A 25,633-nucleotide genomic window follows, 5' to 3' on the forward strand; every position below is an offset into this window, starting at 1 on the left:
GCGGAGCGACGCGACCAAACCGGAGCCGACGGCGTCGCGGCGTCGACACCGTCGCGGCGTTGACGGTGCCACGCCGGTTCACGTCCGCCGCTCCGAAGCGTGCGTTTATGCCCGATCGGGCGCCAACCGGTGGTAATGGCAGTCGCCGCCCCAGTTCCCGACCTCGACGACCGCGCGACCGACTGCGCCGACCGGCTGCGCGAGGCCGGCCGGGTGCTGCTCGCGTCGCACATCGACGCCGACGGGATCACGAGCGCCGCGATCGCGTCCACCGCGCTCGCGCGGGCCGGGATCGACCACGAGGTCGTCTTCGAGAAGCAGCTGGACGCCGACTCGATCGCCGGGATCGCGGCCCGCGAGTTCGACGTCGTCCTCTTCACCGACTTCGGCTCCGGCCAGCTCGACGTCATCGCCGACCACGAGGAGCGCGGCGACTTCGTCCCCGTCATTGCCGACCACCACCAGCCCGCCGACCGCGACACACGGTACCACCTCAACCCCCTGCTGGAGGGGATCGACGGGGCGAGCGAGCTCTCCGGCGCCGGCGCAAGCTACCTCCTCGCCCGCGCCTTAGAGGGGCCCGACGGCGACAACCGCGACCTCGCCGGGCTCGCGGTCGTCGGCGCGGTCGGCGACATGCAGAACTCCGACGGCGGGCTCGTCGGCGCCAACGAGTCGATCGTCGCCGACGGCGTCGACGCGGGCGTCCTCGAGGCCCGGACCGATCTCGACCTGTACGGCAGACAGACCCGCCCGCTCCCGAAGCTGTTGGAGTACGCCTCCGACGTGAAGATCCCGGGGATATCGAACGACGAGGCGGGGGCGATCTCCTTCCTCACCGACCTCGACGTCGACGTGAAACGCGACGGAGAGTGGCGGCGCTGGGTCGACCTCGACGGCGACGAGCGGCGGACCCTCGCGTCGGCGCTGATGCGCCGCGCGGTCGCCTCCGGGGTCCCGTCCGAGCGGATCGAGGCGCTCGTCGGCACCTCCTACACGCTGGTCGATGAGGAGCCCGGCACCGAGCTGCGCGACGTCAGCGAGTTCTCCACGCTGCTCAACGCGACCGCCCGCTACGAGCGCGGCGACGTCGGCCTCGCGGTGTGTCTCGGCGACCGCGGCGACGCGCTCGCGGAGGCCCGCCGGCTGCTCCGCACCCACCGGCGGAACCTCTCCGAGGGGCTCCAGTGGGTCAAAAACGAGGGCGTCACCCACGAGGACAACCTCCAGTGGTTCGACGCCGGCTCCCGCATCCGCGAGACGATCGTCGGCATCGTCGCCGGGATGGCGGTCGGCTCCCCGGCAGTCGACCGATCGAAGCCGGTGATCGCCTTCGCCGAGGAGAGCGCCGAGGAGCTGAAGGTGTCCTCGCGCGGGTCGCACGCGCTCGTCCGGCGGGGGCTCGACCTCTCCGCGGTGATGCGCGAGGCGAGCCAGGCGGTCGGCGGCGACGGCGGCGGCCACGACGTGGCCGCGGGCGCGACCATTCCTATCGACGAGCGCGACGCGTTCCTCGCCGAGGCCGACCGGATCGTCGGCGAGCAGCTCTCTTGACGGGGAGGCCGACGCCGCGCGGTCGTCACCCGACCGTCCGGCGGACCCAGCCCGACGCGCCGCTCGGAACCGGGCCGGACGCCTCGCTGGTCTGGCGCGTCCCCTCGCCGTCGACCGCGCGGACGACGACCTCGTGTTGGCCGTCGGGCTCGAAGACGTGGCGCCACTGTCGCCAGACGTCCGCGTCCGGGAGCGCCTCGGAGAGCTCGGCGTCGGTCCACGTGTCGCCGCCGTCGGTCGACACCTCGACGCGCTCGATGCCGGGCGTCCCGGCGTAGGCGTGGCCGGCGAGCTCGATCCGGCCGTCGCCGAGCTCCGTGACACCCTCGTCCCAGAGCTTGGCCACGGTGGTCACCTCGCCGGTCCCCTCCCAGCCGCGCTCCTCCCAGTAGCCGTCGTCTTCGACGTTCAGCAGTTCGATTTCCGAGAGCCACTTCACGTTCGTCTCGCCCCAGTGGCCCGGGATCAACACCCGGACCGGATGGCCGTGGCTCGTCGGGAGCTCCTTCCCGTTCATCCCCCACACGAGGAACCCCTCGGCGAGCACGTCGACCGGGAACTGAACGTAGTAGCCGTCCTCGCCGCGCAGCATGGCGCAGTTACAGTCGCCCTGCGGGTCCACGGATTCGAGCAGCGGCCGGATCGGCGTCCCCGTCCAGACGGCGTTGCCGATTCGGCGGCCGTTCTGGTCCTCACCGACGCACCGCAGCGTTACCGCGCGGTTCTCGACAGGCCGGTCGATCAGCTCGTCGAACTCGATCGTCCGCTCGGAGCCGGTCTCGCCGGTGAACGTCAGCGACCACTCGTCGGCGGTGACCTCCGGGTCGAACTCCGCGATGTCGACGTTGTAGAACTCGCCGATCGGCGTCACCATCCCCTGGAGGCCGTCGCTTTCGACCGCCAGCGACGCCGAGTCGAGTTCCCGGAGCCGCGCGGCCGCGCCCTCCGACCGCGGGGCGTCGGGAAGGGGCTCGTCCTCCGACGCGAGCGCCCGCCGGCCCACCGCGGTCGCGGCGACGAACCCGAGCGCCCCCGCGACGACCCCGAGGGTCCGGCGGCGTACCGCGTTGACGACGGCCGGTGCGTCCCTCACTGCGTCGGTGTCGCCTCCGGACGGGGTCGCGGACGACGGTAGCCACCCGATCCCGACGACGGCCGCCGCGGGGAGCGCCGCGCCCAGCGCACCCGTCGAGACGCCCGTTAGGCCGGCGGCGAGCAGCCAGGATCCCCCTCCCGCGACCGCGGCGCCGACTGCTCGCCGGTCCGTGTGCGCGGCGAGCCGAAGGCCCGCGAACGCGACCGCCCCGAACAGCCCGACGGCGACCGCGAGCGCCAGCGCGATGTGGAGCAGGTGGCCCGCCTCGCCGAGCGTTTCGATCGTCGCCGTCACGATCGGTCCGGGAGTCAGGTTGACGACGGTCTGGTCGACCGGCCTGACGACGAACGACGGCGTCCACCCCGCGACGAGGTACGACCCGGCGATCGCGGCCGCGCCGGCAGCCGCGGCGAGGAGCGTTTCCCGGCGCTCGGTAACGTTGATCACGATTAGCGTTAGGGCCACAGTCACGTCAACAACCCCACCCTACTTCGCTCACCCTGATGGGTTCGCTCGTTGAGGGAGGGGCTTGTCCGTGAGCTCAGCCTCGAACCCGTCCGGGTGGGCGGTGAATCCGCCACTTGGCGTCACTGTTCCAGACTTGAGGGCGAGTTGACTGTCGCCCGTCCGCCGAGACGACTGTTGGCCTCGACGGACATACCGCATCCCGATGTTCTTCGCCGCGTTGTAATCCGCGTTCGCTCCCGACTCACACTTCACGCACCGGAACTCCGTGCGAGTCGCGCGATTCTCGTCTGCCGTGAATCCACACTCGGCGCACCGTTGCGATGTGTATGCCGACCCCACTTGCTTCACAGAGATGCCGACTGCTTCGGCTTTGTACCCCACTTGCTCGTACAGCGTTCGGAACGCCCACTTGTGCCCCCACGACGCACCCGTTCGGTCGCGGATGTCAGTCAAGTCCTCGAACGCGATCACGTCGCACTCGTATCGAAGTGCCTCATCCACAATCGCGTTCGACGCTTGGTGAACCACGTCACGAACGTATCGTCGTTCGCGTCCACTTGATTGTTCGAGCGTTCTGTGGGCGCTTCGCGTGCCTGTCTGTTGGAGTCCCGCACGGACTTTCTCGAACTCGCGGAGGTTGTGTGAGAGTTCTCGCCCGTTGATGAATCGTGCTGTGCTGGTGACGGCGAGGTTTTCAATACCGAGATCGACCCCGAGAACCGTTCCGTCCTCGGCGGTGTCTCGCTCGGTGTCGGTCTTGGGTCGGCGGAAGCCGATGTGTAGAAAGTAGTCGCCATCACGAGCGGTGAGTGTGCTTTCTGTGACGCTCCACTCATCGGCGTCGAGGTACTGCCGTTGGTAGCCATCCTCGGCTTCAGGGAGCGCAAGTTCACATCGGACGCGACTGTCCGTCGTGGAGAGCGACACTGTATCGTCATCGAACAGCGTCATCGTTCGAGTGTCGTACGTTATCGTGGGTGCGGTGAACGTGGGCTTGCTGACCTGTTTACCGTTCGAGCGGCGTTCGAGACAGCCGGTGATGGCTTGGGCGGCTTGGTGGGTGGCGAGAATCGCGTGCTGACTCCCGAGGTCGGTTTCCTCGCGCACGTCGTCGTAAGCGAGGGGTTGTACGTCGCTCTTGGCGTTACACTTTCCCCACGCCATGTCCGTGGCGAGTTGGCACCCACGCTTCCACTCGGAGATGGTTTCCTCAAGCAACTCGCGTTGCTCATCGTCTACCGAGAGACGAGTGATTGCCGTCCGACGCACGTAGTCGTCTGCCACAGTTTCAATGTGTGTGAGCGGCTATTTATAATCTGGTGTTTATTACAGAAACGAACGCGCTCCTGCCCTCCCTACTCGCTCCCTCCGGTCGCTCCTTGAGGAAGGGGACTCCGCGCTACCGCTTCAGTTGAACTGCGGCCTCGGCCGAAACCCGTTACAGTACCGTCGGCGTCGCCGGAGTACGCACAGCCGCGACGGCGAGAAAAGCGATCGGAACGAGCGCCGCGAGAAACCGCGTTGAGGCGAGCGACGTCGAGACGGACGGCGTCGCGTCAGGCCTCGCCGAGGTCGCGGAACATCGCGCGGTAGTCGTCGGTCGACAGCGACTCACCGAGGTCGTCGATGTCGGCGTCGAGCTCCTCTAACCGGTCGACGAGGTCGGCGTACGCGTCGTTACCCTCGCGCTGTGCGGCCGGCTTCTGCGAGCTCAACACGGCGCGCTTGCTGGCGAGCGCGGCGGCCTCTTGGACGAGGTCGTCGTACTCGCTGCGGGTCAGGAGGGTGTCGATGGCCGCGAGCAGCTTCGTGCGGCTCACCGGCTTAGTGAGGTAGAGGTCGAACCCCATGTCGATGATGTCGAAGTCGGGCTCGACCGCGGTGACCATCGCCACGCGGCAGTCGTACCCCTCCCCGCGGATGTGGTCTAAGACGTCGTCACCGCTCCCGTCGGGGAGTCGGCGGTCGAGGAGCACCACGTCGACGGCGGCGTCGACCCGGTCGATCGCGTCGGCCGCGGTCTCGGCGACGTCGACGTCGTACCGCTCCTCTAAGAAGCCGGCGTACAGCGCCGCGATGTCTGGCTCGTCCTCCACGACGAGTATCGACGGGTCGCTCACCGCCGATCACCGCCGGGAGCGACCGGACACGCTTCACCGGGCATACACGAACGGGCGGCGTGTCGAGAGATAAAACTGTCGCCGTCCGTTCGCCCGATGTCACCGAGCGTTGCTTCTTCCGGGCCGGGGCGTCACTCCCGGCGCACTGAACCGTCTTTTATATACTCCGGCCGCCAAAGGGGAGACGAATGTCAGAACTCGTCTCCACCGGGGTCGAGGGGCTCGACTCCATTCTCACCGGCGGCATCACCGAGCGGTCGACGGTCCTCGTCTCGGGGAACCCGGGCACCGGCAAGAGCATCTTCGGCATCCAGTACCTCCATCACGGCGTCTCCGAACACGACGAGCGCGGCGTCTACGTCTCCTTCGAGGAGGACGAGGCCGACATCCGCGGCGCGGCCGAGTCCGTCGGCTTCGAGGGGTTCGACGAGATGGTCGACGACGGCGACATCGTCATCCTCGACAAACGCGAGATGCTGCGTGAGACCGACTTCTCCACCGCGGTCGACCGCCTGCTCGACACGGTCGAGGACGGCGAATTCGACCGGCTCGTCCTCGACTCGCTGTCGATGTTCCAGCTCTTCTTCGACGCCGAACAGGAGAAGCGCACGTACCTGCTGAAGTTCTCGGACATCCTCAAGGCGAACGGGCTCACCTCGCTGCTCATCAACGAGCAGGGCGCCGTCTTCCCCGACACGGAGGTCGGCTTAGAGAACTTCCTCACGGACGGGAACATCTACTTCATCCAGACGCCGACCGACTCCGGCGTCAACCGCTACGTCTGGGTGGCGAAGATGCGGAAACAGGACATCGACACCGACATCTTCCCGATGGAGATCGGGCAGGGCGGGATCACCGTCCACGAGCGCGCGGGCGGCTTCTCGATGATGGGCGGCTCGGACGACCAGCCGTCCTTCTGACGGGTCGGGTGCCGCCGGAAATCCCTGCTACTCCCGAGAGGAGAGGTCGCGCCAGACGTCGTCGAGGCGGTTCTTCACCGCGGACCGCTCCTCCACCTCGACGGTGAGCCCGTCGCGGAAGTCGACCTCGACCCCGTCGACCTTCCGGCGGTACACCTTCACGCGTCGGTGTTCGTCCGAGAGCGGCCGGTCGTGTAGCTCGAGGAGGTCCGCCTCCTCCAACTCGTTGATCCGTCGGTAACACGTCGCGATCGGGACGTCCAACTGGTCGCTGAGGTCCTGCGCCGACTTCGCCTCGCCCGTCGCCGTCAGGATGTCCGTGTTGTATTTGTTACCGAGTACGGTGATCAGATCGTCCCCCACCATTCACGTTATCGAGATTGATTTTCGGGTTTATAATGGTACCGGTGATTGTTCCGTTCGACGAACGTCCCGATTCGGCGTGCGGGACGGGACCGCGACCGCTTCGCCGGTCTGAACCTCCAAACCGTGTTATCGCCGCTGATACCCGCCACCGTGGGTTTATTATCCGCGTTCGAGCAGGACGGGTATGGAGCTTATCGAGGGGTTGTACCTGATGACGACCACCGTGTTGGCCGGCGCGAGCGCGACGCTCGTCGCGTTCGCCGTCGCCGCGTATCGGTCGTCCGGTCGCACGGCGATGGCGTACCTCGCGGTCGGCTTCGGCCTCGTCGTTGTCGCGGCCGTCGGAACGCCCGCGGCCGCCTTCCGAACCGGATTCGGCAACGCGGAGGCGCTGCTCTTGGTCAACACCGGGCTGCTGGCGGCCTCGATGGCGCTCGTCGCCGGGAGCCTCGCCGTCTACGAGCCGGGAACCCAGGAGTTCGTCATCCCCGAATCGGAGCTGTCGCGCCTGCGCGATCGGTAGAAGAAGAAGCTGGGAAGAGCCGACTACGCGCGCTTTCACTCCACGGCCGCGGGTGGCGATTGCGTTCGAGCCGTCTCGTCGATCTCGATCGTCGGTTCGAATTCGTCGTATCGACGCCGGTCGATCTGTTTCGTTTCCGTCCGTCGTTCCGCCGATGAGCGTCGGCGACGCACGCGGATCCCCCAGATCCAACGCTGAGAACACTCCGCGGTTTTCGTTAATTAGTTCTGTAATTATCCACCCAAAACAAATACGAAAACCGCACGACGTGAGTCGTTTATCAACTCGGATAACCGGGAACGTGATCTTAAGTAGGAATTCCCCATCGTCATCGATAACGCCCGCCGGGCAGGCCGGGGGCCGACGCAACACAACCAATGTTCGAAGCAATCACGGACGAGGAACAACGCGGTCAAGTGGGGATCGGGACCCTCATCGTGTTCATCGCGATGGTGCTGGTGGCGGCGATCGCCGCCGGCGTCCTGATCAACACGGCCGGATTCCTCCAGACGCAGGCGGAAGCAACGGGTCAAGAGAGTACGAGCCAGGTCGCGGACCGGCTCCAAGTCGTGAGTCAGTCAGGGACGTTCAACCAGAGTAATGAATACATTACTCAGTTGGACTTTGTTGTCGCTCAATCACCGGGTTCCGAGAATATTGACCTTAATCAAACGTCAATGGAACTAATCGGTGCTGATGGACAAGAATCGTTCAAGATCGAAGATGAGAGTAACGCAACAATTGACATCTTCACCAACGACGACCTGGACAACGTACTCACGGATAACAGCGAACGTGCTGAGATCAACGTCCAGCTTCAAAATCCCAACTCGAGCGGAGACAGTTGGCTTGGATACAATCTGGAAGAGGGTGATACGCTGACTGTTACGTTCACTACTGCAAGCGGTGCGTCGACCACCGCAGAGATTCGTGTTCCGAGTACTGTCGTCGAAGACTCTGTGAGGCTGTAACTATGTTCGAGTTCATCAACAATAGTGAGGAACGCGGCCAAGTAGGGATCGGGACCCTCATCGTGTTCATCGCGATGGTGCTGGTGGCGGCGATCGCTGCTGGCGTCCTTATCAACACGGCCGGCTTCCTACAATCACAGGCGGAAGCAACGGGACAGGAAAGTACTGACCTTGTCTCGGAACGTATCGATGTGACCAGTTCTGTGGGTATCGTCACAGATAACGCAGATAATGGTAGTCTAGCAGAGATCCGGATCGGTGTCGCAGGATCGCCTGGAGCCGACGAAATCGATCTGAGTGAAACGACAATTCAGGCTGTCGGTCCAGACGGACAAGCCAATCTGGTATTTGCCAACGCTAGTACTATTGGTACAGTGGATTCCAGCGCCACAGAAATTAGCGCCGGAGAGTTCGGTGTTCGTAACAGTTCCGGAGTGTTCGTCGATGATCCAGTGATCAGCGATGACGATAAATTCACTATCGTGCTCAATCCGGAGATTGAACCATTCGGCACTACTGAAGACCCATTCGGCGAAAGCGAGCAGTCGTCGATCGATATCGTGTCGCCCTCGTCTGCGACGACATCGGTCGAGCTCCGCGCCCCGGACCTCTTCAGCAATGACAACGAAGCGGTCCGGCTCTAGCGAGCCTCGAACAGCGCGGTAACCACAACGTCGGCGGCTCGGCCGCCCGCAACACCTATTTTTCGGCGTGCGCTACCACGACCCATGAGTGACGACGACGCCGTCCCGGCCGACCCAGAGGAGCTCGACTTCACCGACGACGAGAACGTCGTCGAGATCGGGGAGGGCCGCTACGTCGTCGGGACCAACGGCCGCCCCAACGTCGGTCGCTCGCGGGGACAGCGCCGCGCGCCGCCTGACGACGACTCCGGCTTTACCGCCGCGGACCCGGCGAGTCCCGACGAGCGGCGGCCCGCCGGCGACGACCCCCGCTCGAGCGCGTCCGGGCCCGGCGTCGGCGAGCGCGGGCAGCAAGGTGGCGGGCGGGCCGGCGGCGGCCAGCAGGCCGGGGGCCAACCGGCCGGCGGCGGCCAACCGCCGCCGAACGCGCAGGGACAGCGCCAGAATCGGTCCGCAGCGGCGGGCGGCAACGCGGTCGACCGCCAGTCGGTGAGTCGGTGGCTGGCGAACTCCTTCGACGGCGACGGGTTCGATTACGGGATCGACGCGACGCTCCACGCCAACGGCGACACCACCCGCCAGCGGATGGTGTCGAACGACGTGACGGCGACGTTCGATACGCTGATCTCGTGGTTCGCGTCGAACGCCGGCCCGAGCTCGCCGACGCCGGAGGCGATCGGGCTGCTGCTCGCGGCCTCCGAGACGACCGTCGACCTGCCGCCGGTGATGATAAAGCGCTTCGCGGCAAGTCAGGGGCTCTCCGCGAGCGACAGCATCGGCGACCTAGTTCGGGCGGCCGAGGAAGAGGGCGGGTTCAGGATCGAGTGATACGGGGGAGAGAGCGACGTGCCCGCTACCCCAACAGCACGAACAGCGCGATTCCGATCAGCGCGAACACCGCGTAGATCCCCGCCATCACCTCGCGCTTGAGCGGGCTGCCGAGCGGCTCGGCGGTAAGCCGGCGGATCGGCGGCAGGATCGCGATCCCGGCGAGAATGAGCGGCCACGACTCGGCCGCCGGAACGCGGGTCAAGGCGATCACGACCGTCCCGTAGCCGAGGACGTACGACCCCCGTCGCCACAACTGCTCCCGGTCGGAGAGCTCCTCCATGGACGGGAACACGTCATTCCCGCCCGAGCCGCTGTCGTCGGATCCGCCTCCGCCGCCACTCCCCGCGACCTGCTCCGCCTGCCGCTGGACGTACTCGTCCAACTCCTCGGCCGCGTCCTCCGTCTGCGGGGCGCCGCACTGCGCGCAGTACCGCGCGTCGTCGTCGACCGGAGCGTCACAGCGGGGACACGATGGCATCTTGGCGTGGATCGGGCGCCGACCGGGCTTAATTCTTCGGACCGAGGACTCCGCTCACGTCTTGCGATTCCCGCGTTTTCTTCCCTCTCTTCCTGCTCTCGTTACACGCCCTGATAATCGGGTGGGTACGCTTTAGTCGGTGACCCGCCGAGTCGTCGCCAACCAAGCGCGGGCCGTCGTTCGGCCCGCACTCGTTGACCACGCCCTCATGACGATGGACCACGACGACGCGACCGAGACGCGCCCGACGGACTCGCCGGCGACCGACAGCGACGGAGCGGTCGACTCCGAATCTGACAGGCGGGTCCGACCCGAGGAGATCGGTCCGTCGGTGTTTCAGGCGAGCGTGATCGCCCTCGTCGTCCTCGTCGCGCTCGCTGGCGTCGCCGCGACCGCTCCGGCCGCGGCGGGCCTCTCGTCCGGCCCGTCCGCGCCGTCCGCTGACGCGGGAGCGACGGCGCCGGCCGCGATCGAGACCGCCGGGCCGACCCGTCCGGCGGACCGCCCGGAGATCGAGGGTGGATTCTCGCGCTCGACGTACACCGGCGTCGCGGGGGATCCGGTCAGGATCAGATACACCGCCGACAACCCGGACGGAGAAGCGTACCTGCTGATCGGCGGGAACCGGCTCAGCGACACGGGACAGACGGTCGGCTTCGTCGACGTCGTCAAAATCACTGACACGAGTGAAACCACGATCAACACGCGGACGCTCGGCACCGACGCGAGCAACGTCAAGAGCTGCGGTCTCGAAGACACGACGTGTGACCTAGAGTTCGTCGACGAGAGCGGCGACACGGTCGCCGAGAACCTCAGCGCGCTTTCGAGCGCGACCGGCGCAGGGGGGCTCGCCCGGCCCCTGGTCCCGCAGCGGTACCGGCTCGCGATCACCAACGGGACGTTCGTCGTGGACGACTCGGGCGTGGTAACGCCGACCGAGAGCGCGGACCAAGCGGACCTCGTGTTGGAGAAGCCGGAGTTCCGCCACGACGTCGAGGTGTTCACCAGCATCGATCCGGACTACCTCGACGAGGACGCGGAGACCGAGTCGCTCAACGCGCTCCGAGACAACGGGCTCGAACGGACCGAGGTGACGAAGGGCAACCGGGTCGTCCTCGGGTTCGAGGCGACGGGCATCTGGGGGGCGCTGTCGCACTTCGCGGCGGAACGCGACGCGGGTCCAATCGAGGCGGGCGAACCGATCGACCACCGGGTGCTAGTCGACCTCTTGGAGGCCAATGAGGGTGTTTCGCTCCGGGTCAGAGAGACGAACCCGGACATGAATGAACCACCGGCAAAGCTCGACCTGTCGCGGGCTGACTCGGACGATGTCTCACTCATCGTGGCGGACGCGACGGAACTAGAGACTCCCGATGCTCCCGGCCGATTCTATCTCGTATTAGACACGGGCGAGGCGGCAGGCGCCGAGCCGGGCGACGAGTTCGCTGTCGAGTTCGCGCTGGAGGGGACCGAAGGGGAGCGGTACGCGTTCGCGGACGGTGCGGAGCCGCCGGCGGCGTTCAACGCCACTTCGGCGACCGACGACGACGTCTCCCAGCAGTTCCCGTACTGGGAGGCGGCGGACGGCACGGTTCGCGCCGAGGCGACGTTCAGCGTACGGGAGCGGTTCCTCGGGTACGACCACGTCACCGAGGACGGCGAGCTCCTCGTCGAGGCCGACGAGGGTCGGGTCACGGGAACGACCTCGCTGCTCCCGGTGCGCGAGATGTCCGCGACGTTCGTCAACGACGCTGGCGACGCCCCGTTCCGCACGGAGTCGCCGCTCGAGATCTCTGACGGGAACTTCACGGTCGACGTCGACCTCGACGAGATCGATCCCGGGACGCGGCTGAACTACGAGCTGTACGAGGGGTCGACCCTCCGCGACAGCCGGACGGTCGTCGTCGTCAGCGACGCCGACAACCCCGACGAGCTGGTGATCGACGACGCCCCCGACAACGTCACCGTCCGCGAGGGCGGGAACCTCTCCGCGCTCCGGGCCACCGCGCGCAACGCGGGCGGCCTCACGGGCGAGGGAGAGCTCACACTCACCGTCGACAACGGCAGCGAGACGGGGTCGTGGGGCGTTCGGCTCGCCCCTGACGAGTCCCGAACGTACGGGTTTGGCTCGGTGACCCCCGACCTCGACCCGGGGACCTACCCGTTCACCCTCCGGCTCGACGGCGACACTCACGGCGGGACGCTGATCGTCGAGAAGGACCCGGCGACGACGACGATCGAAGACGACGGGAACGGTTCCGACGCGAGCGCCCGGAACGGGACTGACGCGAGCGCCCGGAACGGGACCGATACCGGCGACGGCGACCCGACCGACACCAACGAGTCGGCCGACGGCAACGAGACCGACGGCAACGAGACGGACGGTTCGGCCGACAACGAGACCGACAGCACCGATAACGGAACCGACGCCGACGGACCGACGAACGACGCGCCTTCGGACGAACAGACCGGGGGTCCCGGCCTGCTTCCGCTCCCGTTCGGGACCCGCGAGGCGCTCGGCGGCACGGTCCTCGTCGGCGCGGTCCACCTCCTCGGTCACTGGGTGTAGCGGCCGTTCGCTCAGGCATCGACTGCGGCCGCGCCGCTCTGGTCCGTTCTCATCGCTGAGAACCGCGGGGGAGCGATTAAGTGATCGCTGCGCCCGGTTTCAGACAACAATGGCTACGCGGGTACTCATCGCCGACGACTCGGAGTTCATGCGGAACCTCCTCCGGGAGATCCTCGAAGGCGAGTTCGAGATCGTCGGGGAGGCGGAGAACGGCGTGGAGGCGGTGAACATGTACGAGGAACACGGCCCGGACCTCGTGATGATGGACATCGTGATGCCGATCCGCGACGGGATCGAGGCGACCACGGAGATCTTAGAAGAGAACCCGGACGCGACGGTGATCATGTGTACCAGCGTCGGGCAGGAGGAGAAGATGAAGGCGGCGATCAAGGCCGGCGCGGAGGGGTACATCACGAAGCCGTTCCAGAAGCCGAACGTGCTCGACGCCATCGGCTCGGCGGTATAATGCGCGTCGACGTCCGCGCGCTCGGCGCCTGTAACCGCCTCGCGGAGCAGGGGGCGAAACAGGCCGCCGGCGCGCTCTCGGACCTCACCGGGACCGACCTCGCGGTGGAGGTGACGGGCGCGAGCGTCGCGAGCGGCGAGGACCTCGCGGAGTCGTTCGCCGGCCGGGAGTCGATCGGCGTGAGCGTCGGCCTTCGCGGCGGGTTAGACGGCGAGGCGGTCCTCGCGTTCGACGCCGCCAACGTCGACGCCCTGCTCTCGCTGCTCCCCGGGGGCAGTCGATGGAGCGGAGCGCGGTGACGGAGGTCGGCAACATCGCGCTCGGCGGGTTCCTCGACGGGTGGGCGAACTACCTCGGCAAGGCGATCGACATGTCGCCGCCGCGCTACTTCGAGGCGGACGGCGCGGCGGTGCTGCCCGACGGCGCGCTCGCCGGCGACGGCGTGTTCCTCTTCGAGAGCCGTCTGGACGCGACGACGACGGACCTCGACTTCTCGATCTACATGCTGCCCGACTCGGGGCCGTTCCGCGACCTCATCGTCGGGAAGACGGCGCCCGCGGCGACGGCCGGCGGCGAGGCGGACGGCGGCACTTCGAGCACGGCGGTGCCGTACGAGTCGCTGTCGACGTTCTCGTCGCTGGCGAAGAAGGGGTCGGCGAACGCCGCCGACAACATCGCGATGATGACCGGGTTAGAGACCAGCGTCGACGTGAGCCGGCTCCGGTTCGTCCCGCTCGCCGACGTGCCCGCGGAGGTCGGCACCGAGCCGCACGCGGGCACGGTGTTCGAGCTACAGGGCGAGCCGAGCGGTTACCTCGCCATCCTCTTCGAGGAGTCCTCGGCGGCGGCGGTCGCGGACGCAATGTTACCGATGGAGTCTGACGAACCCCTCGGCGACATGGCACAGAACGCGCTCTGCGAGCTCGGCAACGTGATGACGAGCGGGTTCATCGACGGGTGGGCGAACGTCCTCGGCACGTCGATCACCCACTCGCCGCCGGAGTTCGTCCACGACATCGGCGCGTCGACGATCAGCCCGCTCGTCGCGAAGCTGAGCGAGCGGCAGGACTACGGGTTCGTGATCGACACCGCGATCCAGACGGAGGGGATCCAGGCGCGCTGCGACGTGTACGCGCTCCCCGACGAGCGCGAACTGGCCCGGGCGCTCGACCGGCTCTCGGAGCCGTGACCCGCTCGCTCTCCGACGATCGGCCGGACGAGCCGGCGGACCGAACGGAGAGCGGCGGGGACGCGGTCGCCGACGCCGAGCCGGCGACCGTCACCGGCGGCGCGGCTGGCGACGACCCCGGCCGGATCAAGGTCGGCGTGGGGGAACTGGCGGTCACGAGCGACGACGCGGTCCTGACGACCAGCGGGCTCGGCTCCTGCGTCGCGGTCGCGCTCGTCGACCAGCGGGCGGGCGTCCGCGGCCTCCTCCACGCCATGTTGCCCGCCGGGGAGGGACGAACGAAGGCGATCTCCCGGCCAGCGAAGTACGTCGATACCGGGATCGACTCGCTGATCGGGGCGCTCGACGACGCCGGCGCCGACCCCCGCCGCCTGGAAGCCCGAGTCGCCGGCGGCGCCGAGATGCTGGACCTCACCGACGCGGTCGGCCCGCGGAACGTCGAGCGCGTCGGCGAAGTGCTCGACGCCGCGGGCGTCCCCGTCGTCGCCAGCGACGTCGGCGACGCGGTGGGCCGGACCGTCCGGTTCGGGCCGGACGGCCGGCTCGTCGTCCGGGCCGCGGACGGCTTCGAACGAGCGATCTGACCGGACTGGGCCGTTCCGTCCCGGCTACGGCCCGTTTCCGCGTTCGATCGCGCTCCGATCTCTCCGTGCCCGTGCCCCTCAACCAGCGATGTACACGCTGCGCCGTGCTTTCTCATGGCTGATATTTTGAGGGGTGAATTGAAGTGGGTTCTGCGGGTGGTACACGGTAATGGGCCTCGAACTACCGGTGTGGGGAGCTCCAACCGCCGCCTGGGCAGTCGCCACGCTGGGGCTCGTCGGTGCGAGCGTCCTCGACAGGTTCCTCGACGACGACGGATCCGACGACGACGGTTCCGGAGGTATGGACGGCGACGACGATCCCTTCGGCGGCGACATGGGCGGCGGAGGGATGGGTGGCGGCATGGGCGGCGGCGGTGGCGGCGGAGGCGGCGACGGCTTCGACGACTTCGACGGCATGGACGAGTGGGACGACGAGTTCGACGACGGCGGCGGCGGTGGCGGCGGCGCGGCCACCGACGAGCTGGAGAACCGGCTCGACGAGCTCGAAAACGAGGTCGCCTCGCTCTCCTCGACCGTCTCGACGGTCCGCTCGGAGAACGAGGAGATATCGAACGCCGTCGACGACATCGAGGAGGACGTCCGCAACCTCCTCGACATCTACGAGATGGTCACCCGCGGTATCAACCCGTTCGTCGACGACTCCGGCGGCTTCGACAGCGTCGCCGGCGGCGGCGAGGGCTCGTTCGGCATCTTCGACGACGAGGACGGCGGCGAGGAGGAGGACCTCGACGAGGACGTCGCGAACGCCGACGCGGACGGGTTCTTCGACGACGACCTCCTCGACGAAGAGGAGGAGGGAGACGAGTTCGACGACCTGGACGGCGACGCGGACGGCGACGACGAGTTCGACGACCTCGACGACGATCTCGACGACGAGTTCGACGAACTGGACGACGACAGCACGGACGACGCCGCGTCCGAGACCGAAACGGCGGACGACGGAGACGACATGAACGACGATGGAAAGAGTTTCAGCGAACTGAAAGAAGAGTACGACTCCGGGGAGGCCGACTGGGCCGAGGAGGGCGACGACGCCGCGGACGAGGACCCGTTCGAGGACGGGGACGACTCGTTCGCCGACCCCGGCGACGAACCCGACTCGTTCGACGACGCCGACGACGGTCTCGGAGGCGACGACCTCGGCGGCGTCGAGGACGACGGCGTCGACTTCGACGAACCGGTGGACCCCGGGCCGGCGGGCGGCGCGGCCGACCCGGATCCGGCGGGCGGCGCCGATCCGGAGCCGGCGCCCGACCGCCGACCCGGCGGTGATCCCGCGGAAGCCTCCGGGGGCTTCGAGTACGTCGGGAAAGACGACCTCTCGAGCGGGAACGGCCGCGGCAAGCCGTACCTCACCGAGCTGCCCGGCGACTACGTCGGCGACCTCCTCGTGATGGAGTGGCTGGAGTTCCTCGTCTCCGAGAGCGACGTCACCGACGCGGTGCGCGCGATCAACTACTACGAGCGGATCGAGTGGATCGGGCCCGACGCCGCGGCGCGGCTCCGGGACTTCCTCTCCGGGTTCGGGACGATCGACCGCAACCTCGTCGACCGGCCGGGAACCGATCGGCTCGTCCGCGAGCACCACACCCGCAGCCTCCGGTACGTGACCCAGCTCAACGGCACCAACAGCCACACGGTCCTCTTAGACCGCTGGGACGACCTCGCCGGCGGCTCGATGGTCGGTGGCGGGCCCGTCAACGGGCGCCGCGGCGGCGGCCGCCGCGGCGGACGCGTCGATTCCGGTCGCGGCGGACGTGACGGGCGAGACGGGCGCGACGGCAGGAACGGCCGCGACGCGCGGAGCGACCTGCCGCCGGCCGAGCGGAACGGCCACGACGCCGGCGGGCGGGACGCGCCAGACGAGCGCGAGCGACGCACGAACGGCGCAGACCGCGACGAGGCGAAGCGCGACGGCGCGGGACGCGAGGCGGACGCGGACCGCCGCGACGGCCACCGCGACGACCGGCGCGACCGGAACGGTTCCACGCGACCGATGAACGATCCGAATCCCCGTTCCGACCGCGCCGATCCGGCCGACGGAGGGTGGGGAGATGGGCGTTAGCGTCTCCGCGTCCACGGCCATCATCGTCGCGGGGCTGTTCTTCGCGTTCACGACGTTCTACCCCGTGGCGGCCAACGGGCTCGACCGCGTCTCGAACGCCCAAGAGGGCATTAACGAGCGCGCGCTGGAGCGGCAGAACACCGACTTCGCGGTGACGAACGCGACCTACGACGCCGACACCGAGACCCTCACCGTCAACGCCACCAACGAGGGGGCGGTCGGCCTCGTCGCTGGCGACGCGACGCTCGTCGTCGGCAACGAGTACGTCGACGTGGGCGGGGCGAACGCGGACACGACCGTCGACGGCGACGGCGACACCGCGCTCTGGCTCGGCGACGAGACGCTGTCGGTGAGGGTCACACAGGGCGAGACGGAGACGACGATCGAGGAGGGCACGCGGGTCGTCCTCGTCGTCGAGTCTGGCGTCCGCGACGCCGCGACCGTGACGGAGGTGAGCGCGTAGATGGCCAGCGTTCCCGTCTCACATCTCATCCTGTTTATCGCGAGCCTCGTGATCGCCGCGGGTGTCGTCGGCACGATCACGACCGGCGTCGACCGCGTGAGCGCGGCCGTCGACGACGCCGGCCTCGACGCGACCGAGCAGCTCCGGACCGACGTGACGATCATCTCGGACCCCAGCGCGGGGGTGTACAACGCGAGCGGCGACCAGAACGTTACGCTGTTGATAAAGAACACCGGCACGTATCGGTTGGCGCCCGACGGCTCCGACCTCGACGTCGTCTTCGACGGCGCGTACGTCCGGCCGGACGCGCTCTCCGGGGAGCTGGTCTCTGCGGACGGCGCGAACGCGTGGAGCCGCGGCGACGTGTTGCGGCTCACGATCGACGTGAGCGAGCTCGAGGGGCAGGACGGGGGGCTCGTCGACGGCGACCACCGCGTCTACCTCACCGTGAACGGCGACGAGGAGCTGTTCCAGTTCCGCGTGGAGGGGGGTAACTGAGATGCCCCACGACAACCTCCTCTCTCTCGGTCTCGGCGACCGCGACCGGCTCAACAAGGAGCTCGGTGGCGGTATCCCCCGCGGCAGCATCGTCCTCATGGAGGGCGACTACGGCGCGGGCAAAAGCGCCATCTCCCAGCGGTTCGCCTACGGACTCGTCCAAGAGGGGGCGTCGGTGACGATGATGTCGACGGAGCTCACCGTCCGCGGGTTCATCGACCAGATGCACTCGCTGGAGTACGACATGGTGAAGCCCCTCTTACAGGAGGAGCTGCTTTTCCTCCACGCCGACTTCGACTCCGGCGGCGCGTTCTCCGACGGCGACGGCGAGCGCAAGGAGCTGCTGAAGCGACTGATGGAGGCCGAGGCGATGTGGAACTCCGACGTCGTCTTCCTCGACACGTTCGACGCCATCTTCCGGAACGATCCCACCTTCGAGGCCTTGGTGCGGAAGAACGAGGAGCGGCAGGCCGCCTTAGAGATCATCTCCTTCTTCCGCGAGATCATCTCGCAGGGGAAGGTGGTCGTGCTCACCGTCGACCCCTCGGCGGTCGACGACGACGCGATCGGCCCGTTCCGGTCGATCGCGGACGTGTTCCTCCAGCTTGAGATGATCGAGGTCGGCAACGACATCCGCCGGCAGATCAACGTGAAGCGCTTCGCGGGCATGGGCGAACAGGTCGGCGACACGATCGGGTTCTCGGTCCGGTCCGGAACCGGAATCGTCATCGAGAGCCGCAGCGTCGCCTGACACATGACCCGCCGACGCACAGCCGGTCCGCGCGTGCGGACCGCGACCACGACGACCGGGTGTAGGCCCGCCACGACGACCGGGTGTAGGACATGACCGAACACGGCACCGCCAAACCGTCCGAGGAGCTCCGCAAGGCGGCCATGCGGCGGCCGCACCTCCGGGAGCACCTCCGCGAGTTCAAACAGATCACGGGGGAGTTCCCGCAGTTCATCGAGGAGCCGAAAGACGAGTACGAGTCCGACCGGCCGAACGTCATCTACCCGGTCGGCGGCCCCATCTACAGCCACATCTACGGCGACCTCGGGCAGGACACGAAGTACTACGCCATCGAGCCGGAGGTGTCCGGCCCGCAGGCGGAGATCCTCAACGAGGTGAAAAACCGGCTGCTCACCGTGAGCGGCCAGCACACCGCGCCGGAGAACGAGGCGGAGTACGACGACCTCATCGAGGAGCTGTTAGAGGAGGTGACCCACGTCGACGACAGTTCAACCGGCTGGCGTCGCGGGCTCTCGAAGCTGAAGAACTTCGGGAAGCTGTCGGTCACCGAGGAGACGTACGAGAACATCCGCTACCGGCTCAACCGCGACATCGTCGGGCTCGGCCCGCTCGAACCGGTGATGCGTGACCCGGCAAACGAGGACATTCATGTCATCGGCCCCAAGGAGTGTCACGTCGATCACGGCACCTACGGCATGCTGGAGACGACCGTCGACTTCGGCACCCCGAAGGAGTTCGACAACTGGCTGCGCAACATGGGCGAGCGGATCGGCGACCCGCTCTCCGACTCCGACCCCATCGTCGACTCCACGCTGCCCGATGGGTCGCGTATCAACATCATCTACTCCGACGACGTCTCGCTGAAGGGCTCCTCGCTCACGATCCGGCAGGGCGAGGAGGTGCCGCTGTCGATCAACCAGATCACCAACTGGGGGACGCTCTCGCCCGAACTCGCGGCGTACCTCTGGCTCTGCCTCGAAAACGAGCAGACGGTGTTCGTGGTCGGGGAGACGGCGTCCGGGAAGACGACGACGCTGAACGCCATCCTCTCGTACATCCCGGACGACTCGAAGATCTACACCGCGGAGGACACCGCCGAGGTCATCCCGCCCCACAGCACCTGGCAGCAGCTGTTGACCCGCGAGGGCGGCGGCGAGGGCTCCTCCGATGTCGACATGTTCGACTTAGTCGCCGCCGCGCTGCGGTCGCGCCCCGACTACATCATCGTGGGTGAGGTGCGGGGCGCCGAGGGACGCATGGCGTTCCAGGCGGCCCAGACCGGCCACCCGGTCATGCTGACGTTCCACGCGTCCGACATCGTCTCGATGATCCAGCGGTTCACCTCCGAGCCGATCAACGTCCCCGAGACGTTCATGGACAACGCCGACGTGGCGCTGTTCCAGAACCGCGTGAAACAGGGCGATCAGGTCCTGCGCCGCGTGACGAGCGTCCAGGAGATCGAGGGGTACTCCAAGGAGATGGAGGGGGTCGTCACCCGCGAGGTGTTCAGCTGGGACCCCGTCGAAGACGAGATCGTCTTTCAGGGGATGAACAACTCCTACGTGCTCGAAGAGCAGATCGCGACGCTGCTCGGGTACGCGGACACCCGCGACATCTACGACGACCTCGACTTCCGCGCGGAGCTGATCGAGCGGATGATTCAGGAGGGAATCCTCGGCTACCACGAGGTGAACGACGCGATCAACTCGTTCCAGCGCGACGGCGTCGAGGGGCTCCCCTTCGACATGCACCGGAACACGAGGTAGCGACGATGGGGGCGATCTAAGCGATGGCGGTGAAACAGTTCGGCGACGGGCTCGCGACGGCCGCGCAGCTCACCTCCGAGGTGATGGAGTCGTACGAGCAGCTCGACATCTCCAAGGGGAAGTACGTCGGCCTCGTGCTGCTGCCGGCCGTGTTCGTGTTCCTCGGCAGCGTCGTCGGGCTGGTCGCGCTCCCGCTCCCCTTCGCCGCCCGGGTCCCGATCCCGATGTTCGGCGGGCTCGTCCTGTTCGCGGCCGTCATCTACCCGAAGATCTACCTCTCAAGCCTTGAGACGAAGATCGACAACCAGCTGCACCTCGTGATGACCCACATGACGGTGCTGTCGACGACGAACATCGACCGGATGGAGGTGTTCCGGACGCTGGCCCAAGAGGAGGAGTACGGCGTCGCCGCCGAGGAGATCGGCCGCGTCGTCCACCTCGTCGACACGTGGAACCAGAGCCTCGACGACGCGTGTCGCCGCCGCGCGCAGGAGGTTCCCTCCGACGCGATGGCCGACTTCTTCGACCGCCTCGGCTACACGATGGGCGCGGGCCAGTCGCTCGAGGAGTTCCTCGTCTCCGAGCAGGACGTCATGCTCGCGCAGTACGAGACGCGCTACGAGTCCGCGCTCTCGAACTTGGAGGTGATGAAGGACCTGTACATGTCGATGATCCTCTCGATGACGTTCGCCCTCGTGTTCGCCGTCGTCCTCCCGATCCTCACCGGCAACGACCCGACTGCGACGGTGGCGGCCGTCATCGTCCTCTTCGTGTTCGTCCAGCTCGGCTTCTACGCGATGATCCGCGCGACGTCGCCGTACGACCCGATCTGGTACCACCCGGACGAGCGCGCGCCCGGCGACGTGAAGCTGTGGGGGTCGCTGATCGGCGGCGGCGGGCTCACCTTCGTCCTCATCGGGATCACGGCCGCCGGGATGTTCGGCTACGGTCCCGGGCTCCCCGGCCTCCTCTTCTTCCTCGACGACGTCCGGCTCCCGCTGTACCTCGCGGTCCCCATCTCGCCGCTCATCATCACCGGGGTAGTCCTCCGGCAGGAGGAGCAGGCGATCACCGCCCGCGACGGCGAGTTCCCGTCGTTCGTGCGCGCGCTGGGCGCGACCGAGAGCGCGAAGCAGTCGACGACCACGGACGTGCTGACGACGCTGCGCGACAAGAACTTCGGCGAGCTCTCCGAGGCGATCGAGCGGCTCTACCGCCGTCTCAACATGCGGATCAGCACCGAGGGTGCGTGGCGGGCGTTCACGCGTGACACGCGCTCGTACCTCATCCAGAAGTTCTCCGAGATGTACCTCGTCGGCCGGCGGATGGGCGGGGACCCGAAGATGCTCGGCGAGCTGATCTCGAAGAACATGAACGCCGTCAACCAGCTGCGCGAGCAGCGCCGCCAGGCGGCGATGACGTTCATCGGGCTGCTGTACGGGATCACCGCGGCCGCGACGTTCGCCTTCTTCATCGGGCTGGAGATCGTCGCGATCTTGGCCGACCTGACCTCCGACTTCGGGCTCGACCAGATGGATATCGGCCAGATCGTCTACCCCGGCGCCTACGACATTCCGCTCATCGAGTACCTCCTCCTGACGGTCGTGCTGTTCAACGCGGCGCTCTCCTCGCAGATGATCCGCCGGATCGACGGCGGCAACCCCGCGAACGGCTACATCCACTTCGTCCTCCTGACGTGGCTCGGCGCGGGCACCGCCATCGCGACGCGGACGCTCGTCAACGCGATCCTGTCGATCTGAAGCGTGAAGTCGGCGCCGACGCCGCCGTCGGTTTCATGATGCGCGGCGAACGCGGTAGCCACGACCGTCCACAGTATTATTACATGTACTGTCGTACAGTTACGCACGTTTACAATGCCGGTCGACTTCGAGAGCTACCGTCCGAGCGACCTTCCGGACGAAGACACCAACGGGCGTCGGATCCTCGAGTTCCTCGCTCGGAACCCGGAGCTGGGATTCCGGCCGAGCGAGCTCGCGGAGGAGCTCGACATCCCCCGCGGGAGCGTCGGCACGACCCTCAGGCGACTCGAACAGCGGGGGCTCGTGCGGCACAAAGGCGAGTACTGGGCCATCAACGCCGAGGCGTACGACGCCCACACCGCAGCCCAGATCGGTCTCCGCGCGGTCGCGGACGCGTTCGCGGGCGACGGCTACGACCGGACCGACGACTGGGACGCCGACCTTCCGGATCTCGACGCGGACGAGTCGGGAGACGAATCGACCGACGGCTGATGTATCGACGCGGAACCGTCGTCGTCGCGTCGGACCCGTTCGGCGACGCGCCGCGACGGCCCTACCTGATCGTCAGCGACGGCTCCCACCCGTTCGCGGGTGAGCAGTATATCGGCGCCGGTATCTCGACGAAAGAGTACGACGCGTCGGTCCCGCTCGCCGGCGCGTTCATCGAAGGAGGGCTCGACCGAGAGTCGTTCGTCGCTCCGTGGGCGGTCGTGTCGCTGCGCGAGGCGACCGTCGACCGCGCGGTCGCCCGGGTCGAAGACGACGTCACCGAGACGGCAGTTCGTCGGATGGTTCAGTTCGTCGGCTATTCCGGTGAGTAAGGGGCCGTTCGGTCGAATTTCGGTTTGGTACCGCGAAGGGGATTCCTCGGGTCTACTCCTCGAACAGCGTCGGCTCCTCGACCGCCTCGTCGGCCGCGTCGCGCCACGAGCGCGACGGCGCCCACCCGAACAGCTGCGCCGCCTTCTCGATCGCGTAGGCGCCGCGGTCGTCGCCCTCGGCGAGTTCGCGCTCGTCGACCGCGCAGTCGTCGGGAATCTCGCCATACGACTCACGCAGGAGGTCGAGTAGGGGTCGGCCGAGCGCGTTGTCGGCCGCGACGCAGTTGACCGCCTCGTGGGTGCCGGGGGCGACGGCGGGGTCGTCGCCGAGGAGGTCCGCGAGCGCGGCCGCGACGAGGTCGGCGACGTCGCGGGCGTCGACGTACGACCAGAAGTTACCGGCGCCCGCGTCGAGGTCGGTCACGTACTCCTCCGCGCGACAGGCGTAGTCGCCGGGGTACTGGATCCACGACGGGCGGAGCGAGACCGCGGGCACGTCGTGGCGCCGCGCGACCGCGCCCGCGGCCGCCTCCGCGGTCACCTTCGAGAGCCCGTACGGGTCCTCGGGGCGGAGCGGGTGGGCCTCGGTGACCGGAAGCTCGTCCGGGAAGGGAGTGGGATCGGCGAAGAAGAAGCCGTAGGCGCCGTCGCTGGAGGCCTGAACGACCGGGGCGTCCGCCCGGCCGGCCGCGTCGAGGACGTGTTTCGCGGCGAGCGCGTTCGTCTCGAACACCCGCCCCTCGGGGTGCGTGCCGGCGACGGGGATCGCGGCCCAGTGGACGACCGCGTCGGGGTCGACGGCGGCGACGACGTCGAGCGCCTGGTCGCGCTCGGCCAGGTCGGCCGCGCGGAACGAGACGTTCGGGGCCGGGTCGACGCCGAGTCCGGGGTGGTCGTAGTCGACGACGACGACCTCGTAGTCGCCGGCGAGCCGGTCGACGACCCAGCGCCCGGAGGCGCCGCGGCCGCCCGTGACGAGGACTGTCTCCATGTCCGTCCCTCGGGGAGCGCCCGAAAAAGGGCGTTGTTCGTCGGTTCGCCGCGGTCGCCGCTCGTCGATACGGGCGTCGATCGGCGACCACGGCCTCCCGCTCCGGCAACCTTTAACGCGCCGAGCGGTAACTTCCGGGTATGGACTGGAAGACAGACTGGGGACTCCGTGGACGGATGGGGTTCACGATGTTCCTCCTCTTCGCCCTCTACGTCGTGTTCATCGGTGTCCTGATCGAGGTGTTCAACGTCGGGATCATCTTCACGCTCGCGATGTTCGGCGCGTTCTCGCTCGCGCAGTACTTCTTCAGCGACAAGCTGGCGCTGCGGAGCATGGGCGCCCGGGAAGTGAGCGCCGACGAGTACCCGGACCTCCACCGCCGGATCGAGCGGCTGAGCCAGCAGGCCGACCTCCCGAAGCCGACGGTCGCGGTCGCGGACACGCAGGTGCCGAACGCGTTCGCGACCGGCCGGAACAAGAAGAACGCCACCGTCGCGGTGACCACCGGGCTGCTCCAGGCGCTCGACGAGGACGAGCTCGACGGCGTGCTCGCCCACGAGCTCGCCCACGTCAAGAACCGCGACGTGATGGTGATGACCATCGCGTCGTTCCTCTCCACTATCGCCTTCTTCATCGTCCGGTGGGGGTGGCTGTTCAGCGGCGACAACCGGCAGGGCGCGCCCGTCATCGTGGCGATCCTCGTGTCGATCGTGGTGTGGGTGATCTCGTTCCTGCTCATCCGCGCGCTCTCGCGCTACCGCGAGTACTCCGCCGACCGCGGCGCGGCGCTCATCACCGGACAGCCCGGCGCGCTCGCCTCGGCGCTGATGACGATTGACGGCCGGATGGACAAGGTGCCCAAAGAGGACCTCCGCGAGGAGGCGGAGATGAACGCGTTCTTCATCATCCCGATCAAGGCCGGCTTCGTCGGCAAGATCGCCTCGACGCACCCCTCGACGGAGAACCGCATCGAGAAGCTCCGTGAGTTGGAAAAGGAGATGGAGACGGCTTGAGACGGATCTGAATCGGAATTTTCGATTGGTTATTTATAAGTCGTTGAGCGCAGTTTGGCGACGAATATCGCCGAAGTCCCAGCCGCTCGTTTATAAATCGTTGCGGGCAGGTCGGTGACGAACACCGCCGAAGCCACAGTCGCTCGTTTATAAATCGTTGCGGGCAGGTCGGTGACGAACACCGCCGAAGCCACAGTCGCTCGTTTATAAATCGTTGCGGGCAGGTCGGTGACGAACACCGCCGAAGCCACAGTCGCTCGTTTATAAATCGTTGCGGGCAGGTCGGTGACGAACACCGCCGAAGCCACAGTCGCTCGTTTATAAATCGTTGCGGGCAGGTCGGTGACGAACACCGCCGAAGCCACAGTCGCTCGTTTATAAATCGTTGCGGGCAGGTCGGTGACGAACACCGCCGAAGCCCCAGCCGGGAGGGCGGCGCACGCTCGCTGCGCTCCTCACTCGTTCGCTCCGCTCACTCGTTGCGGTGCTTGCGTCGCCTGCGCCGCCCTCCCGGCTGCCCCTTCGAGTCCCGCCCCGCACCGCTCCGCACAGCACCTCACGCCTCCCCAGCCTCGTCAGTCGCCGTCGCTTCGCTCCGGCGACTGACTCCCTCGCGCGTGCTGGCTCGCGACCGCCTTCGGCGGCCGCTCGCAGGCACGCGCCACCGCCGTTTATTTATAAGCAACTTCGGGACAGCCGCGCCGC

The 25,633-nt window shown here is 67.5% G+C and carries 25 protein-coding genes and 1 pseudogene; 19 read left to right on the forward strand and 7 right to left on the reverse strand.

The features are described 5' to 3' along the window. Nucleotides 1-135: 135 nt before the first annotated feature. Entirely contained in the window at nucleotides 136-1,554 is a 1,419-nt protein-coding gene (recJ, locus tag J7656_RS02570) for a RecJ family nuclease (RefSeq protein ID WP_017343746.1), read from the forward strand. A gap of 25 nt (nucleotides 1,555-1,579) precedes the next feature. On the opposite strand, the gene J7656_RS02575 is transcribed toward recJ, so the two are convergent. From J7656_RS02575 to J7656_RS02585, 3 genes are all read right to left on the reverse strand, one after another. Next, the gene (locus J7656_RS02575; RefSeq protein ID WP_017343747.1) at nucleotides 1,580-3,097 is read right to left on the reverse strand and encodes a molybdopterin-dependent oxidoreductase; all 1,518 of its coding nucleotides are present in this window, start codon (nucleotides 3,095-3,097) and stop codon (nucleotides 1,580-1,582) included. A 48-nt stretch (nucleotides 3,098-3,145) separates the two neighbouring features. After that, nucleotides 3,146-4,402 carry an RNA-guided endonuclease InsQ/TnpB family protein gene (locus J7656_RS02580; RefSeq protein ID WP_017343748.1) on the reverse strand — a complete coding sequence of 419 codons (1,257 nt, stop codon included), beginning with the start codon at nucleotides 4,400-4,402 and terminating at the stop codon, nucleotides 3,146-3,148. 272 nt (nucleotides 4,403-4,674) lie between these two features. Continuing rightward, nucleotides 4,675-5,238, reverse strand: a complete 564-nt coding sequence (locus J7656_RS02585) for a HalX domain-containing protein (RefSeq protein ID WP_017343749.1) — start codon at nucleotides 5,236-5,238, stop codon at nucleotides 4,675-4,677. Nucleotides 5,239-5,426: 188 nt separating this feature from the next. On the opposite strand from J7656_RS02585, the gene J7656_RS02590 reads away from it, so the two are divergent. Beyond that, entirely contained in the window at nucleotides 5,427-6,158 is a 732-nt protein-coding gene (locus J7656_RS02590) for an RAD55 family ATPase (RefSeq protein WP_017343750.1), read from the forward strand. A gap of 27 nt (nucleotides 6,159-6,185) precedes the next feature. On the opposite strand, the gene J7656_RS02595 is transcribed toward J7656_RS02590, so the two are convergent. Further along, complete coding sequence (locus J7656_RS02595) at nucleotides 6,186-6,524, reverse strand: helix-turn-helix domain-containing protein (protein WP_017343751.1); 339 nt, start codon at nucleotides 6,522-6,524, stop codon at nucleotides 6,186-6,188. A 184-nt stretch (nucleotides 6,525-6,708) separates the two neighbouring features. Here J7656_RS02595 and J7656_RS02600 point away from each other — a divergent pair, with 184 nt between their 5' ends. From J7656_RS02600 to J7656_RS02615, 4 genes are all read left to right on the forward strand, one after another. Next, nucleotides 6,709-7,047, forward strand: a complete 339-nt coding sequence (locus tag J7656_RS02600) for a hypothetical protein (protein WP_211553998.1) — start codon at nucleotides 6,709-6,711, stop codon at nucleotides 7,045-7,047. 377 nt (nucleotides 7,048-7,424) lie between these two features. Then, nucleotides 7,425-8,018 carry an archaellin/type IV pilin N-terminal domain-containing protein gene (locus tag J7656_RS02605; protein ID WP_211554000.1) on the forward strand — a complete coding sequence of 198 codons (594 nt, stop codon included), beginning with the start codon at nucleotides 7,425-7,427 and terminating at the stop codon, nucleotides 8,016-8,018. A 2-nt stretch (nucleotides 8,019-8,020) separates the two neighbouring features. Then, nucleotides 8,021-8,662, forward strand: coding sequence for an archaellin/type IV pilin N-terminal domain-containing protein (locus J7656_RS02610; protein WP_211554002.1), 642 nt, complete (start codon nucleotides 8,021-8,023; stop codon nucleotides 8,660-8,662). 84 nt (nucleotides 8,663-8,746) lie between these two features. After that, nucleotides 8,747-9,490, forward strand: a complete 744-nt coding sequence (locus J7656_RS02615) for a DUF7500 family protein (RefSeq protein ID WP_211554004.1) — start codon at nucleotides 8,747-8,749, stop codon at nucleotides 9,488-9,490. A 25-nt stretch (nucleotides 9,491-9,515) separates the two neighbouring features. On the opposite strand, the gene J7656_RS02620 is transcribed toward J7656_RS02615, so the two are convergent. After that, entirely contained in the window at nucleotides 9,516-9,971 is a 456-nt protein-coding gene (locus J7656_RS02620; protein WP_211554006.1) for a zinc ribbon domain-containing protein, read from the reverse strand. A gap of 208 nt (nucleotides 9,972-10,179) precedes the next feature. On the opposite strand from J7656_RS02620, the gene J7656_RS02625 reads away from it, so the two are divergent. From J7656_RS02625 to J7656_RS02680, 12 genes and pseudogenes are all read left to right on the forward strand, one after another. Continuing rightward, nucleotides 10,180-12,540, forward strand: a complete 2,361-nt coding sequence (locus J7656_RS02625) for a BGTF surface domain-containing protein (protein ID WP_211554545.1) — start codon at nucleotides 10,180-10,182, stop codon at nucleotides 12,538-12,540. A 109-nt stretch (nucleotides 12,541-12,649) separates the two neighbouring features. After that, nucleotides 12,650-13,006: a chemotaxis protein CheY gene (cheY, locus tag J7656_RS02630; RefSeq protein WP_004597560.1), complete on the forward strand. Its 357-nt coding sequence runs from the start codon at nucleotides 12,650-12,652 to the stop codon at nucleotides 13,004-13,006. Continuing rightward, nucleotides 13,006-14,195 (forward strand): annotated as a pseudogene (locus tag J7656_RS02635) (chemotaxis protein CheC). The gene cheY and the pseudogene J7656_RS02635 overlap by 1 nt, the downstream one beginning before the upstream one ends. Beyond that, nucleotides 14,192-14,779 (forward strand): chemotaxis protein CheD, encoded by a 588-nt coding sequence (locus tag J7656_RS02640; protein WP_017343760.1) that lies wholly within the window; start codon nucleotides 14,192-14,194, stop codon nucleotides 14,777-14,779. The pseudogene J7656_RS02635 and the gene J7656_RS02640 overlap by 4 nt, the downstream one beginning before the upstream one ends. A gap of 169 nt (nucleotides 14,780-14,948) precedes the next feature. Further along, complete coding sequence (locus J7656_RS02645; RefSeq protein WP_211554008.1) at nucleotides 14,949-16,865, forward strand: FlaD/FlaE family flagellar protein; 1,917 nt, start codon at nucleotides 14,949-14,951, stop codon at nucleotides 16,863-16,865. Continuing rightward, nucleotides 16,855-17,328: an archaellum stator protein ArlF gene (arlF, locus tag J7656_RS02650; RefSeq protein WP_017343762.1), complete on the forward strand. Its 474-nt coding sequence runs from the start codon at nucleotides 16,855-16,857 to the stop codon at nucleotides 17,326-17,328. Before J7656_RS02645 ends, arlF begins: the two co-directional genes overlap by 11 nt. After that, nucleotides 17,329-17,826, forward strand: a complete 498-nt coding sequence (gene arlG, locus J7656_RS02655) for an archaellum stator protein ArlG (RefSeq protein WP_026046257.1) — start codon at nucleotides 17,329-17,331, stop codon at nucleotides 17,824-17,826. Nucleotide 17,827: 1 nt separating this feature from the next. Continuing rightward, on the forward strand, nucleotides 17,828-18,577 hold the full coding sequence (arlH, locus tag J7656_RS02660; RefSeq protein ID WP_017343764.1) for an archaellum protein ArlH: 750 nt from the start codon (nucleotides 17,828-17,830) through the stop codon (nucleotides 18,575-18,577). Between the two features lie 92 nt (nucleotides 18,578-18,669). After that, nucleotides 18,670-20,343, forward strand: coding sequence for a type II/IV secretion system ATPase subunit (locus tag J7656_RS02665; RefSeq protein ID WP_017343765.1), 1,674 nt, complete (start codon nucleotides 18,670-18,672; stop codon nucleotides 20,341-20,343). 23 nt (nucleotides 20,344-20,366) lie between these two features. Next, nucleotides 20,367-22,103, forward strand: a complete 1,737-nt coding sequence (gene flaJ / locus J7656_RS02670; RefSeq protein WP_017343766.1) for an archaellar assembly protein FlaJ — start codon at nucleotides 20,367-20,369, stop codon at nucleotides 22,101-22,103. A gap of 114 nt (nucleotides 22,104-22,217) precedes the next feature. Then, entirely contained in the window at nucleotides 22,218-22,595 is a 378-nt protein-coding gene (locus tag J7656_RS02675; RefSeq protein ID WP_007345478.1) for a MarR family transcriptional regulator, read from the forward strand. Further along, a complete protein-coding gene (locus J7656_RS02680) occupies nucleotides 22,595-22,924 on the forward strand; it encodes a hypothetical protein (protein WP_211554010.1) in 330 nt (109 codons plus the stop codon). Before J7656_RS02675 ends, J7656_RS02680 begins: the two co-directional genes overlap by 1 nt. A gap of 52 nt (nucleotides 22,925-22,976) precedes the next feature. Here J7656_RS02680 and J7656_RS02685 read toward each other — a convergent pair whose 3' ends face one another. Further along, nucleotides 22,977-23,915 carry an NAD-dependent epimerase/dehydratase family protein gene (locus J7656_RS02685; RefSeq protein WP_211554012.1) on the reverse strand — a complete coding sequence of 313 codons (939 nt, stop codon included), beginning with the start codon at nucleotides 23,913-23,915 and terminating at the stop codon, nucleotides 22,977-22,979. A gap of 140 nt (nucleotides 23,916-24,055) precedes the next feature. Here J7656_RS02685 and htpX point away from each other — a divergent pair, with 140 nt between their 5' ends. Then, on the forward strand, nucleotides 24,056-24,928 hold the full coding sequence (gene htpX / locus J7656_RS02690; protein ID WP_211554014.1) for a zinc metalloprotease HtpX: 873 nt from the start codon (nucleotides 24,056-24,058) through the stop codon (nucleotides 24,926-24,928). 29 nt (nucleotides 24,929-24,957) lie between these two features. Here the strand turns inward: htpX and J7656_RS14895 are convergent, their stop codons facing one another. Next, the gene (locus J7656_RS14895) at nucleotides 24,958-25,281 is read right to left on the reverse strand and encodes a hypothetical protein (RefSeq protein ID WP_249191491.1); all 324 of its coding nucleotides are present in this window, start codon (nucleotides 25,279-25,281) and stop codon (nucleotides 24,958-24,960) included. Between the last annotated feature and the right edge of the window lie 352 nt (nucleotides 25,282-25,633).

The sequence above is a fragment of the Halorubrum ruber genome (assembly GCF_018228765.1).
GTDB lineage: Archaea > Halobacteriota > Halobacteria > Halobacteriales > Haloferacaceae > Halorubrum > Halorubrum ruber.